Here is a 13,575-nt window from a genome sequence, read left to right on the forward strand (position 1 = left end):
CCGCGGTCGCGGCCTGCACCGGCTGCGGCTGGGTCGCGGCGGTCTGCGCATTGCGGCGCTGCTGGGCGGCGCGGCGCTGCTCCTCGGCGGCCTCGGTCGCGGCGAGTTCGGCGTCGCTCATCTCGACTTCCTTGCCCGGCAGTATGTCGTAGAAGTCGTAGTCGGGGCCTTCCTTGTCGGCCTTGTCGTTCTTGCCGGCCTGGGCGTCGGCCGGGTCGGCGTTGCGCGCCGGCTTGACCGTCGCGCCGCTCTCTTCGGAGGCGACCGGTTCCTCGTCGGCGGCGACCGCGGCCGGCTGGGCGTCGGGGTTCGGCTGCGGACGGAAGAAGCCGTCGCCGTCGGACTTGAAGTACTTGGGCGCGACCAGGATCAACACGACACCCAGCAGCAGCCCGATCACGCCCCAGGCCCAGCCCGGCAGGCTGTCGTTGCCCTGGTTGCGCTTGGCCTGAGATTTTCCGCGTCGTGCTGCCACTTACATCACCTCCGGGGCGTTCACCCCAAGCAATTCGAGACCGTTCGCGAGCACCTGGCGCGTCGCCGCGGCCAGCACCAGGCGCGCATGGCGCTGGGCGTCGTCGTCGACCAGGAACTGATGGTCGTTGTAATACGTCTGGAAGGTCTGCGCCAACTCGAGCAGATAACCGGCGATCTGGTGCGGTTCCAGGTCGCGGCCGGCGACCGCGACCACGTCCGGATAGCGCAGCAGGGTGACGATCAGCTCGTGCGCGGCGGCGTCGTTCAGGTCCAGCGGCTGGGCCAGGCCGTGCGCGGCATCGTAGGACAGGCCGCGCTCGGCGAGCTGGCGCATCAGGCCGCACATGCGCGCGTGCGAAACCTGCACGTAGTAGACCGGGTTGTCCATCGACTGCGAACGCGCCAGGTCGATGTCGAAGGTCAGCTGCGAATCGGGCTTGCGCGCGATCAGGAACCAGCGCACCGCGTCGCGGCCGGCTTCGTCGATCAGGTCGCGCAGGGTCAGATAGCTGCCGGCGCGCTTGGAGAGCTTCACTTCCTCGCCGCCGCGCATCACCGTGACCATCTGGTGCAGCACGTACTCGGGCCAGCCCTGCGGGATGCCGACGTCGAGCGCCTGCAGGCCGGCGCGCACGCGCGCCAGCGAGCCGTGGTGGTCGGCGCCGAGTTCGGTGATCGCGCGTTCGTAGCCGCGCTGCCACTTGCTCAGGTGATAGGCGACATCGGGTACGAAGTAGGTGTAGCTGCCGTCGGACTTGCGCATCACGCGGTCCTTGTCGTCGCCGAAATCGGTCGACCGCAGCCACAGGGCGCCGCCTTCTTCGTAGGTGTGGCCGTGGGCGATCAGCTCGCGCACGGTTTCCTCGACTTTCTGCTGCTCGTACAGCGAGCTTTCCAGGAAATACACGTCGAAGCCGACGCCGTAGGCGGCCAGGTCGGCGTTCTGCTCGCGGCGCAGGTAGGCCACGGCGAAGCGGCGGATCGCGTCGAGATCGTCGACATCGCCGGCGCCGGTGATGCGCTGGCCGTCGACTTCGACGGTGGCGCCGTCGAGATAAGCGCGGGCGACGTCGGCGATGTAGTCGCCGCGGTAGCCGTCCTCGGGCCAGCCGGCGTCCTCGGGCGTGCGGCCTTGCGCGCGCGCCTGCACCGAGATCGCCAGGTTGTTGATCTGCACGCCGGCGTCGTTGTAGTAGAACTCGCGCGCGACGTTCCAGCCGTTGGCGTCGAGCACGCGCGCGATGCAGTCGCCGATCACCGCGGCGCGGCCGTGGCCGACGTGCAGCGGGCCGGTCGGGTTGGCCGAGACGTATTCGACCCCGGCGCGGCGGCCGTCGCCGCTGGCGTTGCGGCCGTACTGCGCGCCCTGCGCCAGCGCCTCACCGAGCTGGCGGCGCCAGGCCGCCTCGTCGACGTGGAAGTTGATGAAGCCCGGGCCGGCGATCTCGACCCGGGCGAGATCGGCGCTGGCGGGCAGGGCATCGATCAGCTTCTGCGCGATCTCGCGCGGATTGCTGCGCGCCGGCTTGGCCAGCAGCATCGCGGCATTGGTCGAGAAGTCGCCCTGGGCGCGCGTCTTGGGACGCTCGATGACGAAATCGGGCGTGGACAGGTCGGCCGGCACGGTGCCGGCGGCGCGCAATGCGTCGATGGCCTGCGCGACGAGCGCATGGAGGGTGGCTTTCACAGGGGCTGCGCTTTCGCTAGGCGGTACGGAACCGCGCATTTTACTAGCTTCCGGGCCCGCCCGGGCGGCGGGAGCGGGGCGGAGTAGGAGTCAGTGGGGGGAAGTGAGGAGCGAGCGGGGCGGGCCGTCCTGGGCGGGTCGGTGCCAGCGGCCTGTATTCGTTCCTCACTCCTCCTTGCTCGTTCCTCGTTCCTCGCTACTCGCTCCAGCCTCCAGGCTCAAACCCAGCCGCGGGCGGCCATCGAAATCGGCAGGCCGTCGCCGATCACGAAATGGTCGAGCAGGCGGATATCGACCAGGGACAGGGAATCCTTCAGGCGGGCGGTGACCGCGCGGTCGGCGTGGCTGGGCTCGGCGTTGCCGCTGGGGTGGTTGTGGCCGACGATCACCGCCGCGGCATTGCGCTGCAGGGCGCGCCGGACCACCTCGCGCGGATGCACCTCGGCGCCGTTGATGGTGCCCTGGAACATTTCCTCGAAACCGATCACGCGGTGGCGCGCATCGAGGAACATCACCGCGAACACCTCGTGCTGCAGGCCGCGCAGGCGCTGGGCGAAGTAGCGCCCGGCCGACTCCGGGTCGGTCAGGGCGGTGCCGCGGTCGAGTTCGGCGCGCAGGCAACGCGTGGCCAGTTCCAGCGCGGCCTTGAGGGCGCAGGCGCGGGCGGTGCCGATGCCGCGCATGCCGACCAGCCGGGCCGGCGGCTGGTCGAGCAGCTCGCGCAGGGGACCGTGCTCGGTCAGCAGCGCGCGGGCGGTGCCGACCGCATCCTGGCCGCGCAGGCCCGAGCCCAGGAAGATCGCCAACAGCTCGGCATCCGAGAGCGAGCCGCTGCCATGGGCGAGCAATTTTTCGCGCGGGCGTTCCGCGCTCGGCCATTCGTGGATTCTCATGGCCGCATCCTGCCCGGCGCCGGGCCGGTGGCGGCATCGGGGGCATGCGGGGCATCGGGTAAGCTAGACCGCCGAGAGGATGTAGGGATTCGCCGACGCGACGCTGGTCGCGGCCGCATCGCCCATCGTCTCCGAACCTGCATCGAGAACCGAACGAGCTCCGGCCCGCCCATGGCGCAAGACAATCCCCTGCCGCTGCACGACCAGCGCATCCTGCTTTGCGTGTGCGGCGGCATCGCCGCCTACAAGGCGGCCGACCTGGTCCGGCGCCTGCAAGACGCCGGCGCCCAGGTGCGCGTGGCCATGACCGAAAACGCCACCCGCTTCGTCGGCGCGGCGACCTTCCAGGCCCTGTCCGGGCACCCGGTGCGCAGCTCGCTGTGGGACGAGGCGGCCGAACTGGCGATGGGCCATATCGAACTGGCGCGCTGGGCGCAGCGGATCCTGATCGCGCCGGCCACCGCCGACATGATCGCCAAGCTCGCCCACGGCTTCGCCGACGACCTCATCAGCACCCTGTGCCTGGCGTCGCAGGCGCCGGTCGCGATCGCCCCGGCGATGAACCACCGCATGTGGGGCCATCCGGCCACCCAGGCCAATGTCGCCACCCTGCGCGGGCGCGGCGTGGCGTTCTTCGGCCCAGGCGAGGGCCGCATGGCCGAGCCCGAATCGGGCCCGGGCCGCCTGCTCGAACCGCAGGAACTGGTCGCCGCCCTCGCCGGGGCCTCCTCCGGAGCCGGCGCATGAGCGGCGCCAGCCTCGCCGGCCGGCGCCTGGTCGTCAGCGCCGGCCCGACCTTCGAAGACATCGATCCGGTCCGCTTCATCGGCAACCGCAGCAGCGGCAAGATGGGCTTCGCGATCGCCGAGGCGGCGGCGCGGCGCGGCGCCCGGGTGGTGCTGGTCGCCGGCCCGGTCGCTCTGGCCACCCCGGCCGGGGTCGAGCGGGTCGACGTGCGTTCGGCCCGGCAGATGCGCGAGGCGGTGATCGGCGCGTTGCCGGCCGACGCCTACATCGGCGCCGCCGCCGTGGCCGACTACGCGCCGGCGCAGGTCGCGGCCGGCAAGATCAAGAAAAAAGACGAGCAGCTCACCCTGGAGCTGGTGCGCACCCCCGACATCCTGGCCGAGGTCGCCGCGCACCCGCGGCGCCCGACCCTGGTGGTCGGCTTCGCCGCCGAGACCCACGACGTCGAGTTCTACGCCCGCGGCAAGCTGGAAAAGAAGCGGGTCGACCTGATCGCGGCCAATCGCGTCGGCGTGGCCGGCAGCGGGTTCGAGAGCGACGACAACGCGCTCACCGTGTACTGGCGCGACGGCGCCCGCGCGCTGGGCCCGGCGCCGAAGACCCAGCTCGCCGACGAGCTGCTCGACCTGATCCTCGCGCGCTGGCCGGCCTGAGCCGCGCGCGCCGCGCGGCGGCGCCCTTTCTGTCCGGACCTGCGAACCGATGAACCACACGCTCGAACTCAAGATCCTCGATGCCCGCCATGGCCAGGAATGGCCGTTGCCGAGCTATGCGACGCCGGCCAGCGCCGGCCTCGACCTGCGCGCGGCGCTGGACGAGCCGCTGGTGCTGCACCCGGGCGATACCGCGCTGGTGCCGTCGGGCCTGGCCATCCACCTGGGCGACCCGACCCTGTGCGCGGTGATCCTGCCGCGCTCCGGGCTCGGCCATAAGCACGGCATCGTGCTCGGCAACGGCACCGGCCTGATCGACGCCGACTACCAGGGCCCGCTGCTGATCAGCGTGTGGAACCGGGGCCGCGAGGCTTTTACGATGCAGCCGGGGGATCGGATCGCCCAACTGGTGGTCCTGCCGATCGTGCGGGCCAGCCTGCAGGTGGTCGATGAGTTCGAAAGCAGCGCGCGCGGGGGCGGCGGATTCGGCCACACCGGGGTGCGCTGAGCGGCATTGCGGGTGCCATGGCACACATCGTGCTAGACAACCACGGGAGCGATCGCGCCACGAGGCGCAGTCGACGGAATGATCCGCGGCCCCGGTGCAGACTGGGGTATCGCCCGCGCAAGGCACAGACAGGGGAAAGGTTCTGGCAATGGTCGATGTGAAATTGGAAAAGCCGCAGCTCTCGCTGGCGCAAATCAAGCCGGTGTTGCTGCCGGCCGCGTTCGTCTGCCTGCTGCTGACCCTGTGGTTCGGCTGGAGCGGCGTCCAGCAGCACCTGGACGCTTCGCGCCGGGCCGATCTGATCACCGCGCGCGACAAGGCGATCAGCGTCGCCCACGACGCCCTCGGCATCGAGCAAAAGCGCCTGCGCGAGCGCATGGCGGCGCCGGAGATGCAGGCCGCGCTGCAGGCCGGCGACCTGCAGCGCGCGGCGTCCCTGCTGACCCAAAGCTGGCCGGGCGCGAAGGCCGGTGCGGTCCTGCCGCCCGACCTGGCCGGCGATTACGCGCAACTGCCCAAAAGCGGCTACGGCCGGCTCGCGGCGATGGAAGCGGCGATCGTCGCCGACAAGCCGATGGCGGCGATCGTGCGCGACGGCGGCAAGCCGGTGCTGGCCCTGGCCGCCCCGGCGCGCGCCGGCGAGCAACTGGTCGGGGTGGCCTATCTGCAACTGCCGCTGCAGCGCATCAGCGATGGCATCGAAAAGGCCGACGTCGACGGCAGCAGCTACCTGGCCCTGCGCCAGGGCGGCTTCAGCGTGATCGAACGCGGCGACACCACGCTCGGCAACGGCGCCGAGGCGATGGCCGCCAAGATCCCGGGCAGCGACCTGCGCATGGCCGCGGCGGTGCCGGACGTGCCCGGCGGCCCGCTGGGGCTCGGCGCACTGAGCTGCTTCATCGCCGCGGTGGTGTTCGGCCTGCTGGCGTTCGTGCTGATGCGCCTGCGTCAACGTGCCTACCGCACAGTACCGGTCGAGGACGAAGGCCCGGTTCAGACTTTGGCTGAGACCATGTCGGTCTCTCCACTCGAAGCGACCGATGCCAACGTGACCGATAGCCAGCACTCCGCCGCGCCCAAGGCCGTGGCCATCGACGGCGGAATCTTCCGCGCCTACGACATCCGCGGCGTGATCGGCCAGACTCTGGACCCTGGCGTCGCCCAGATGATCGGCCACGCCATCGGCTCGGTGATGCACGACCAGGGCCTGACCGAAATCGTGGTCGGCCGCGACGGTCGCCTGTCCGGCCCGGCGATGATCGAGGGCTTGATCGCCGGCCTGCGCAAGGCCGGCCGCAACGTCGTCGACATCGGCCTGGCGCCGACTCCGGTGGTGTATTTCGGCGCCTACCACCTGCGCGCGGGCTCCTGCGTCTCGGTCACCGGCAGCCACAACCCGCCGGACTACAACGGCTTCAAGGTCGTGGTCGGCGGCGAGACCCTGTCGGGCGCGACGATCACCGACCTGTACCAGCGCATCGTCGGCGGCCGCCTGTACACCGCGGCCGAGCCCGGCACCTTGTCGCAGCGCGACATCTCCGAAGACTACGTCCAGCGCATCGCCTCCGACATTCAGATCGACCGTCCGCTCAAGGTGGTCGTCGATGCCGGCAACGGCGTCGCCGGCGACATCGGTCCGCGCGTGCTCGCCGCGATCGGCGCCGAAGTCACGCCGCTGTACTGCGAGATCGACGGCGAGTTCCCGAACCATCACCCGGACCCGAGCGAGCCGCACAACCTGGTCGACCTGATCAAGATGGTCGAGCGCCTCAACGCCGATCTCGGCATCGCCTTCGACGGCGACGGCGACCGCCTCGGTGTGGTCACCCGCGACGGCCAGAACATCTTCCCGGACCGCCTGCTGATGCTGTTCGCGGCCGACGTGCTCGAACGCAACCCGGGCGCGATGATCATCTACGACGTCAAATGCACCGGCCGCCTGCCGGGCCACATCCTGCGCCATGGCGGCAGCCCGCTGATGTGGAAGACCGGCCATTCGCTGATCAAGGCCAAGATGCGCGAGACCGACGCCGAGCTGGCCGGCGAGATGAGCGGCCACTTCTTCTTCAAGGAGCGCTGGTACGGTTTCGACGACGGCATCTACGCGGCGGCGCGCCTGCTCGAGATCCTGTCGGCGCAGCCGCAGAGCCCGACCGACACCCTCAACGCGCTGCCCAGCGGCGTCGCCACCGCCGAGATCAAGGTCGACGCGCCCAACGGCGACCCGCACAGCTTCGTCGAGCGGTTCGTCGCCGAGGCCTCGTTCGAGGGCGCGCGGTTGTCGACCATCGACGGCCTGCGGGTGGACTTCGCCGACGGCTGGGGCCTAGTGCGCGCGTCCAACACCACGCCGATCCTGGTCATGCGGTTCGACGCCGACAACCATGAGGCGCTGGTGCGCATCCAGGACGCGTTCCGCGCCCAGCTGCTGGCGTTGAAGCCGGACCTGAAGCTGCCGTTCTGAGCATCGAAGCGATGCCGGCGCGCCGGCATCGCAGCGACAGCGCATACGAAAACGCCGCGGCTTGCCGCGGCGTTTTCGTTGCTGGACCCGGTCGCTCGCCGGCGTGGCCGGCCGCGACCCCGGTGCGGCCGCGTCGGTAGCGCTCAGCCCTGGTTGGGCCGGCGCGCCTTCATCGTGTGATAGCGCTGCAGGGCGGCGGCGAGGTCCTCGTCGGCCACGCTGCGCTCGAGCAACTGCTGCTTGAGCATCTCCTGCTGGTGCATCAGCTCTTCGTGCTGGTGGCGGATGTTGTCGGCCAGGGTCTTGCTGACCGGCTTGGCGCCGAGCTCGGCTTCGCCGGCGCGGCGCAGCAGGTTCAACAAGGTCTGGCGGCGGCCGTCGATGCCGAGCCGCGAGGCCTTGACCGTCTCGTCGAGCAGGATGATCCGCTCCTGGAACGAGTCGCGCAGTTCCTGCTCGGTCGCGTAGGACTCGGCCATCGCGTGGTCGCGGCGCTTGCGCGCCTCCTCGGCCATGGCGGCGCTGCGGGCCGCGCGCGCGGCCTGTTCGGCCAGAACCCGCTCTTCCGCGGTCAGGGCGCGCTCGACCCGGCCGGTGGGCAGGCCGCTGCGGGCGCTGATCTCGGTGCGCGCGCTGTCGACGGCATGCGCGGGCAGGGCGTCGCCACAGACCTTCTGGCCGCCTTCGTTCCAGCAGTACAGCTTCTTGCTGGTCTGCTTGTCCTTGGACTGGGCGGCGGCCAGCGGCGCAGCGAGCGCCAGCAGCAGCGCGCTGGCCAGCAGGGTGTGGAGTCGGTTCATATCGCCCTCGTGCCGTCGAACGGTCGGCCAATCGGCAAAGAACCAAGCAAGAGTCGGGCCATGTCGGTCTCCTCTTCCGTGCCTGCGATCACAGTGCGAGCGTCGCGACGCCCGCCTCCGCCTGCCGCGCGCTCGCCGCTCGATCAGGTCTGTTCGCTGCGACCGTAGGCGCTGCGGTAGGCGAGCAGGCGCTCGCGTTGCGAGGCGAACTCTGCGCTCTCGCCGGTGAAGGCCAGGAGGTCGTCGAGGGTGGCGATCGCGACCACCGGCAGAGCGTGTTCGATTGCGACAGTTTCTGCCGCCGAGCGTCGGGATTGTGCAGGGTCCACGGCTTCCTGGCGGTCGAGCGCGATGACGATGCCGGCGACGCTGCCGCCGGCCTGCGCGATCAGGCCCAGCGCCTCGCGGATCGCGGTGCCGGCGGTGATCACGTCGTCGACGATCAGCACGCGGCGGCCCGCCAGCGGCGCGCCGATCAGCAGGCCGCCCTCGCCGTGGGCCTTGGCCTCCTTGCGGTTGAACGCCAGCGGCAGGTCGCGGCCGCGGCGCGCGTACTCGCAGCCGAGCGCGGTCGCCAGCGGGATGCCCTTGTAGGCCGGGCCGAACAGCAGGTCGAACTCCAGGCCCGCGGCCTGGATCGCATCGGCATAACAGCTCGCCAGCCCGGCCAGCGCCGCGCCCGAGTCGAACCGGCCGGCATTGAAGAAATACGGACTGGTCCGGCCCGACTTCAGGGTGAACTCGCCGAAGCGCAGGGCATCGGCATTCAGGGCGAGCTGGAGGAAGCGATGGCGATGGTCGGTCATGGCGGGGTCGGGTCGGGGGAAGAAGGAATCAGGCGCATCAGCATCAGGTGCTGCGGGCCGGCGCTGCCGCCGTGGAACAGCTCGCCGGTGTCGACGAAGCCGGCCTTGAGATAGGCACGGATCGCCGGCCGGTTGCGCAGGTTCACGGTCAGCGCGAGCAGGCGGCGCTGCGGGTGGCGCAGGCGCAGGTCGTCGCGGCAGGCGGCGATGGCGCGGGTGCCGTAGCCGCGGCCTTGCTCGGCGCGGTCGATCATGTAGGCGCGCAGGCCCACCCCGGGCTCGCCGAGCGGGCGCCCGGCGATCGCCTGGACGCTGAAATCGAGCCGGTAGAAGCCGACCACGCGGTCGCCGGCGAGGATCGCCATCGCTTCGCTGTTCGGGTCGCGCCAGGTGTCGGCCAGGTTGAAGGCGGTATCGCCGACGAAGGCCTGCTGCTCGGGCGCGACCTGCAAGGCCCGCACCGAGGGCGCCAGCGCCGCGTCCACCGGCCGCACGCGCACGGCGGCCGCGCAATCGCTGAAAACGGAGGTCGCCACGGTCATGGGCGACATGATACCCGGGCCCGGCCGTTGCTATGATCGTGCGCACTTCGGATGTGGAGCGCGCATGCGCATCATCAGCTTCAACGCCAACGGTCTGCGCTCGGCCACGACCAAGGGCTTCTTCGAGTGGTTCAAGACCCAGAACGCCGACGTGCTCTGCGTCCAGGAAACCAAGGCCCAGGAACACCAACTGGCCGGGCCGGCCTTCCTGCCCGAGGGCTACCGCGCCTATTTCCGCGACGCCACCACCAAGAAGGGTTACAGCGGCGTGGCGATCTACAGCCGGCGCGAACCCGACGAGGTCCGCACCGCGCTGGGCTGGGCGCCGTTCGACGAGGAAGGCCGCTACATCGAGGCGCGCTTCGGCAACCTCAGCGTAGTCTCGTTCTACATCCCCTCCGGTTCCTCCGGCGAGCTGCGCCAGGGCTTCAAGTTCGAGGTCATGGAGTGGCTCAAGCCCATCCTCGACCAGTGGCTGGCGAGCGGCCGCGACTACGTCCTGTGCGGCGACTGGAACATCGTCCGCTCGCGCCTGGACATCAAGAACTGGACCTCGAACCAGAAGAATTCCGGCTGCCTGCCGCCCGAGCGCGACTGGCTCAACGGCGTGTGCATGGACGAGAGCGGCTGGGTCGACGCCTACCGCAGCTTGAACGCCGAGGGCCAGGACTACACCTGGTGGAGCAACCGCGGCGCGGCGCGCGCCAACGACGTGGGCTGGCGCATCGATTACCAGTTCGCCACCCCCAGCCTGCGCGAGCGTCTGCGCGGCTGTTCGATCCTGAAGGAGCCGCGCTTCTCCGACCACGCGCCCTTCACCGTGGACTATGACCTCTGATGCCGCCCCGCCGGCCCGGCCGGCGCGCTCGGGCTGGCGGCAGGTGCTGAGCAACCTGCGCGAGCCCAAACTGCTGGTGATGCTGCTGCTCGGGTTCAGCTCGGGCATCCCGATCTACCTGGTCGGCAACACCCTCGGCTTCTGGATGCGCGAGAACGCGATCGAGCTGTCGACGATCGGCTTCCTGTCCTGGGTCGGGCTGGCCTACTCGCTGAAGTTCCTGTGGGCGCCGCTGGTCGACAAGCTCGACGCGCCCGTAGTCGGCCGCTGGCTGGGCCGCCGGCGCGGCTGGATGCTGCTGTCGCAGCTGGTCGCCGCCGCCGCGCTGGTCGGCATGGCTCTGGTCGAGCCACGACAGGGTCAACTGATCCTGGCCGGGGTGGTCGTCGACCAGTTGCTGGTGTTCGGCGGGCTGGCCCTGGTGGTCGCGTTCGCTTCCTCGACCCAGGACATCGTGGTCGACGCCTGGCGCATCGAAAGCGCCGACAGCCCGGAGCAGCAAGGGCTGCTGACCTCGACCTCCACCCTGGGGTACCGCGGCGCGCTGCTGGTCACCGATTCGCTGATCCTGATCCTCGCCGCGCACGCCGGCTGGGCCTTGTCCTACCAGGCGATGGCCGCGCTGATGGGCGTGGGCGTATTGGCGACGCTGATGGCGCGCGAGCCCGCCGCGAGCCTGCTCGCCGCGGCCAAGCCGCACCCGGCCTTGTTCACCGCTCGCGGCTTGGCGGACGCGGTGATCGGTCCGTTCATCGCCTTTTTCCGCCAGCACGGCCAATGGGCCCTGCTGATGCTGCTCGCGATCAGCCTGTTCCGGCTGCCGGACTTCCTGCTCGGGCCGATGGCCAATCCGTTCTATGCCGACCTCGGCATGGACAAGGAAACCGTCGGCGCGGTGCGCGGCTCGTTCGGCCTGGTCGCGACCATCGCCGGGGTCGCCGCGGCCGGCCTGAGCGCGGTCCGCTTCGGCTTCGTCCCGACCCTGATCGCCGGCGCGATCCTCGGCCCGGGCTCGAACCTCGCCTTCGCCTACCTGGCCCTGCACGGCAGCGACACCGGCGTGTTCACCGCGGCGATGATGATCGACAACTTCTGCAACGGGTACTCCGGGGTGGCCCTGGTCGGCTACATGTCCAGCCTGACCAACCTGGGGTATACCGCCACCCAGTACGCCTTGCTCAGTTCGTTCTACGCCTTGCTCGGCAAGGTGCTGAAAGGCCTGTCGGGCGTGGCGGTCGAGCAACTGGCGGTCGACCGCACTCTGCTGGAAGCCTATTCGCTGTTCTTCGTCGGCACCGCCCTGGTCGGCATCCCGGCTTTGTTGCTGTGCATTCTGCTGGCGGTGCGCAAACCGCCGACGGTGGTGCAGCCGGCCGTGTGAGCGAACGCCCTCGCGTCCGGCGGCGAGCGCCGGCCGTCGGTGCAGTCGAGTTCCTGAACGCGAATCCAGCAACTTCGTGTTGCTATCGGTACCGCAACGGTGGCACTTTGCTCGCCTGTGGCCGACATCATCCTGCACAACCTGGACGCCATCCTGGCCGACCGCATTCGCCGGGTCGCGGAGACGCGCGGCTGGAGTCTGCAGCGCACCGCGCTGCACCTCATCGAGAGCGGCTTGTTCGCGGTCGAGGCCGAAATGGTCGGCCGCTTCAGCGACCACGACGCCTCGGCGCTGCAGGAGGCGATCGCGGCTCTGGAGCACATCCCCAGCGATCCGGGCTTCTCCCTGATCGGCCGCGCCGAACCGGCGCCGCCGAAGCCGGCCGGGCCCGATTTCAGCGGCCTGGAACTGCTGGAAGAATTCCGCACCAACACCGACCCGGCCTGAGGCCGGCGGCGCGCCGGGGGCTCGCGGGCTAGGCGGCCGGATGCAGCGTGCCGAGCACGCGCGGCCCGCGCGCGCCGGTGACGCTGGGCAGGTTGCCCGGCAATCCGCTCACGGTCTGCCGCGCCAGCCAGGCGAAACCCATCGCCTCGACGAAGTCCGGGTCCAGCCCGTAAGGCACGGTCGACTCGACCGCGACCCCGGGCAGGTGCGCGGCGATCCGATCGAGCAGGGCGCGATTGCGCACGCCGCCGCCGCAGGCCAGGACCCGCCTGGTGGCCGGTTGCTGCGCGCGCAGCGCCTGCGCAGTGGTGATCGCACTGAGTTCGAGCAGGGTCGCCTGTACGTCCTGCGGCGCCTCCGTGCCGCTCAGGCGCGCCTCGACCCAGGCCAGGTGGAACTGCTCGCGCCCGGTGCTCTTCGGCGGCGGCAATGCGAACCAGGGCTCGTCGAGCAGGCGCGCCAGCAGGCCGGCGTCGACCGTGCCGCGTGCGGCGAAGGCGCCGTCGGCGTCGAACGGCGTGCCCAGGTGGCGCAGCGCCCAGGCGTCCATCAGGCAATTGGCCGGCCCGGTGTCGAAACCGCGCACGTCGCCGCGCGCCGGCAACAGGGTGAAGTTGGCGATGCCGCCGAGATTGAGCGCAGCGCGGTCCTCGTCCCCGGAATGCAGCAGGGCGGCATGGAAGGCCGGCATCAGCGGCGCGCCGTGGCCGCCGGCGGCGACGTCGCGGCGGCGGAAGTCGGCCACGGTGGCGATGCCGCTGCGTTCGGCGATCACCGCGCCGTCGCCGATTTGCCAGGTGAACGGATGGCGGCCGTCGAACGCAGCGCCAGCCGGGCGATGGCGCACGGTCTGGCCGTGCGAACCGATCGCCGCGACCTCGGCCGCCGGTACGCCGGCCTCGCCGATCAGGTTCAGCGCGGCCTCGGCGAAAGCTTCGGCGACCTGCACGTCGAGCGTGCCGAGTTCCTCGAGCGAACGCGCGTCGCCGCCCTGGCCGAGTGCGACCAGGCGATCGCGCAGCGCGTCCTGCCAGGGATAGGTGCGGCCGAGCACGAGCTCGCAGCGCGTGGGCGCGGCGCCGGCCTCGAAGCGCACCAGCGCGGCGTCGATGCCATCGGCGCTGGTGCCGGAGATCAGTCCAAGATAAAGGCCTGAAACAGGCGTAGCGGCGCGAGTGAAAGCAGGGATCGAAGAATTCTCAACCACGACGAAAGTTCCTGAGGCCTGAAACAGGCGTAGCGGCGCGAGTGAAAGCAGGGATCGAAGAATTCTCAACCACGACGAAAGTTCCTGAGGCCTGAAACAGGCGTAGCGGCGCGAGTGAAAGCAGG

General features: G+C 70.5%; 11 protein-coding genes and 2 pseudogenes. 6 read left to right on the forward strand and 7 right to left on the reverse strand.

The window, feature by feature from the left end; genetic code table 11:
* From ACSAMQ_RS17540 to radC, 3 genes and pseudogenes are all read right to left on the reverse strand, one after another.
* Positions 1–475: pseudogene (locus tag ACSAMQ_RS17540) on the reverse strand (SPOR domain-containing protein); the annotation flags it as partial.
* On the reverse strand, positions 476–2,164 hold the full coding sequence (argS, locus tag ACSAMQ_RS17545) for an arginine--tRNA ligase (RefSeq protein WP_435396894.1): 1,689 nt from the start codon (positions 2,162–2,164) through the stop codon (positions 476–478).
* Positions 2,165–2,382: 218 nt separating this feature from the next.
* On the reverse strand, positions 2,383–3,057 hold the full coding sequence (gene radC, locus ACSAMQ_RS17550) for a RadC family protein (protein ID WP_435396895.1): 675 nt from the start codon (positions 3,055–3,057) through the stop codon (positions 2,383–2,385).
* A 171-nt stretch (positions 3,058–3,228) separates the two neighbouring features.
* Between radC and coaBC the strand changes: the two are divergent.
* The 3 genes and pseudogenes from coaBC (at position 3,229) to ACSAMQ_RS17565 (ending at position 7,429) form a co-directional block, all read left to right on the forward strand.
* Positions 3,229–4,457 (forward strand): annotated as a pseudogene (gene coaBC / locus ACSAMQ_RS17555) (bifunctional phosphopantothenoylcysteine decarboxylase/phosphopantothenate--cysteine ligase CoaBC).
* Positions 4,458–4,506: 49 nt separating this feature from the next.
* Entirely contained in the window at positions 4,507–4,965 is a 459-nt protein-coding gene (dut, locus tag ACSAMQ_RS17560) for a dUTP diphosphatase (protein WP_435396896.1), read from the forward strand.
* Between the two features lie 148 nt (positions 4,966–5,113).
* Positions 5,114–7,429, forward strand: coding sequence for a phosphomannomutase/phosphoglucomutase (locus ACSAMQ_RS17565; protein WP_435396897.1), 2,316 nt, complete (start codon positions 5,114–5,116; stop codon positions 7,427–7,429).
* A gap of 143 nt (positions 7,430–7,572) precedes the next feature.
* Here the strand turns inward: ACSAMQ_RS17565 and ACSAMQ_RS17570 are convergent, their stop codons facing one another.
* The 3 genes from ACSAMQ_RS17570 to ACSAMQ_RS17580 form a co-directional block, all read right to left on the reverse strand.
* The gene (locus tag ACSAMQ_RS17570; RefSeq protein WP_435396898.1) at positions 7,573–8,229 is read right to left on the reverse strand and encodes a hypothetical protein; all 657 of its coding nucleotides are present in this window, start codon (positions 8,227–8,229) and stop codon (positions 7,573–7,575) included.
* Positions 8,230–8,372: 143 nt separating this feature from the next.
* Positions 8,373–9,035: an orotate phosphoribosyltransferase gene (gene pyrE, locus ACSAMQ_RS17575; protein WP_435396899.1), complete on the reverse strand. Its 663-nt coding sequence runs from the start codon at positions 9,033–9,035 to the stop codon at positions 8,373–8,375.
* Positions 9,032–9,586, reverse strand: coding sequence for a GNAT family N-acetyltransferase (locus tag ACSAMQ_RS17580; RefSeq protein ID WP_435396900.1), 555 nt, complete (start codon positions 9,584–9,586; stop codon positions 9,032–9,034). The genes pyrE and ACSAMQ_RS17580 overlap by 4 nt, the downstream gene beginning before the upstream one ends.
* A 55-nt stretch (positions 9,587–9,641) precedes the next feature.
* Between ACSAMQ_RS17580 and ACSAMQ_RS17585 the strand changes: the two genes are divergently transcribed.
* From ACSAMQ_RS17585 to ACSAMQ_RS17595, 3 genes are all read left to right on the forward strand, one after another.
* Positions 9,642–10,415 (forward strand): exodeoxyribonuclease III, encoded by a 774-nt coding sequence (locus ACSAMQ_RS17585; RefSeq protein WP_435396901.1) that lies wholly within the window; start codon positions 9,642–9,644, stop codon positions 10,413–10,415.
* Positions 10,405–11,796, forward strand: a complete 1,392-nt coding sequence (locus tag ACSAMQ_RS17590) for an AmpG family muropeptide MFS transporter (RefSeq protein WP_435396902.1) — start codon at positions 10,405–10,407, stop codon at positions 11,794–11,796. The genes ACSAMQ_RS17585 and ACSAMQ_RS17590 overlap by 11 nt, the downstream gene beginning before the upstream one ends.
* Positions 11,797–11,913: 117 nt before the next feature.
* On the forward strand, positions 11,914–12,243 hold the full coding sequence (locus ACSAMQ_RS17595; RefSeq protein WP_435396903.1) for a hypothetical protein: 330 nt from the start codon (positions 11,914–11,916) through the stop codon (positions 12,241–12,243).
* 28 nt (positions 12,244–12,271) lie between these two features.
* Here the strand turns inward: ACSAMQ_RS17595 and ACSAMQ_RS17600 are convergent, their stop codons facing one another.
* Positions 12,272–13,432 (reverse strand): anhydro-N-acetylmuramic acid kinase, encoded by a 1,161-nt coding sequence (locus tag ACSAMQ_RS17600; RefSeq protein ID WP_435396904.1) that lies wholly within the window; start codon positions 13,430–13,432, stop codon positions 12,272–12,274.
* Positions 13,433–13,575: the final 143 nt, after the last annotated feature.

Source organism: Lysobacter sp. 1R34A, assembly GCF_051217035.1.
GTDB lineage: Bacteria > Pseudomonadota > Gammaproteobacteria > Xanthomonadales > Xanthomonadaceae > Lysobacter.

Coding starts and splice junctions, on each gene's coding strand:
- pyrE (WP_435396899.1), bottom strand. CDS start 9,035: ATGACCGACCATCGCCATCGCTTCCTCCAGCTCGCCCTGAATGCCGAT.
- ACSAMQ_RS17570 (WP_435396898.1), bottom strand. CDS start 8,229: ATGAACCGACTCCACACCCTGCTGGCCAGCGCGCTGCTGCTGGCGCTC.
- radC (WP_435396895.1), bottom strand. CDS start 3,057: ATGAGAATCCACGAATGGCCGAGCGCGGAACGCCCGCGCGAAAAATTG.
- ACSAMQ_RS17580 (WP_435396900.1), bottom strand. CDS start 9,586: ATGTCGCCCATGACCGTGGCGACCTCCGTTTTCAGCGATTGCGCGGCC.
- dut (WP_435396896.1), top strand. CDS start 4,507: ATGAACCACACGCTCGAACTCAAGATCCTCGATGCCCGCCATGGCCAG.
- ACSAMQ_RS17590 (WP_435396902.1), top strand. CDS start 10,405: ATGACCTCTGATGCCGCCCCGCCGGCCCGGCCGGCGCGCTCGGGCTGG.
- ACSAMQ_RS17565 (WP_435396897.1), top strand. CDS start 5,114: ATGGTCGATGTGAAATTGGAAAAGCCGCAGCTCTCGCTGGCGCAAATC.
- ACSAMQ_RS17585 (WP_435396901.1), top strand. CDS start 9,642: ATGCGCATCATCAGCTTCAACGCCAACGGTCTGCGCTCGGCCACGACC.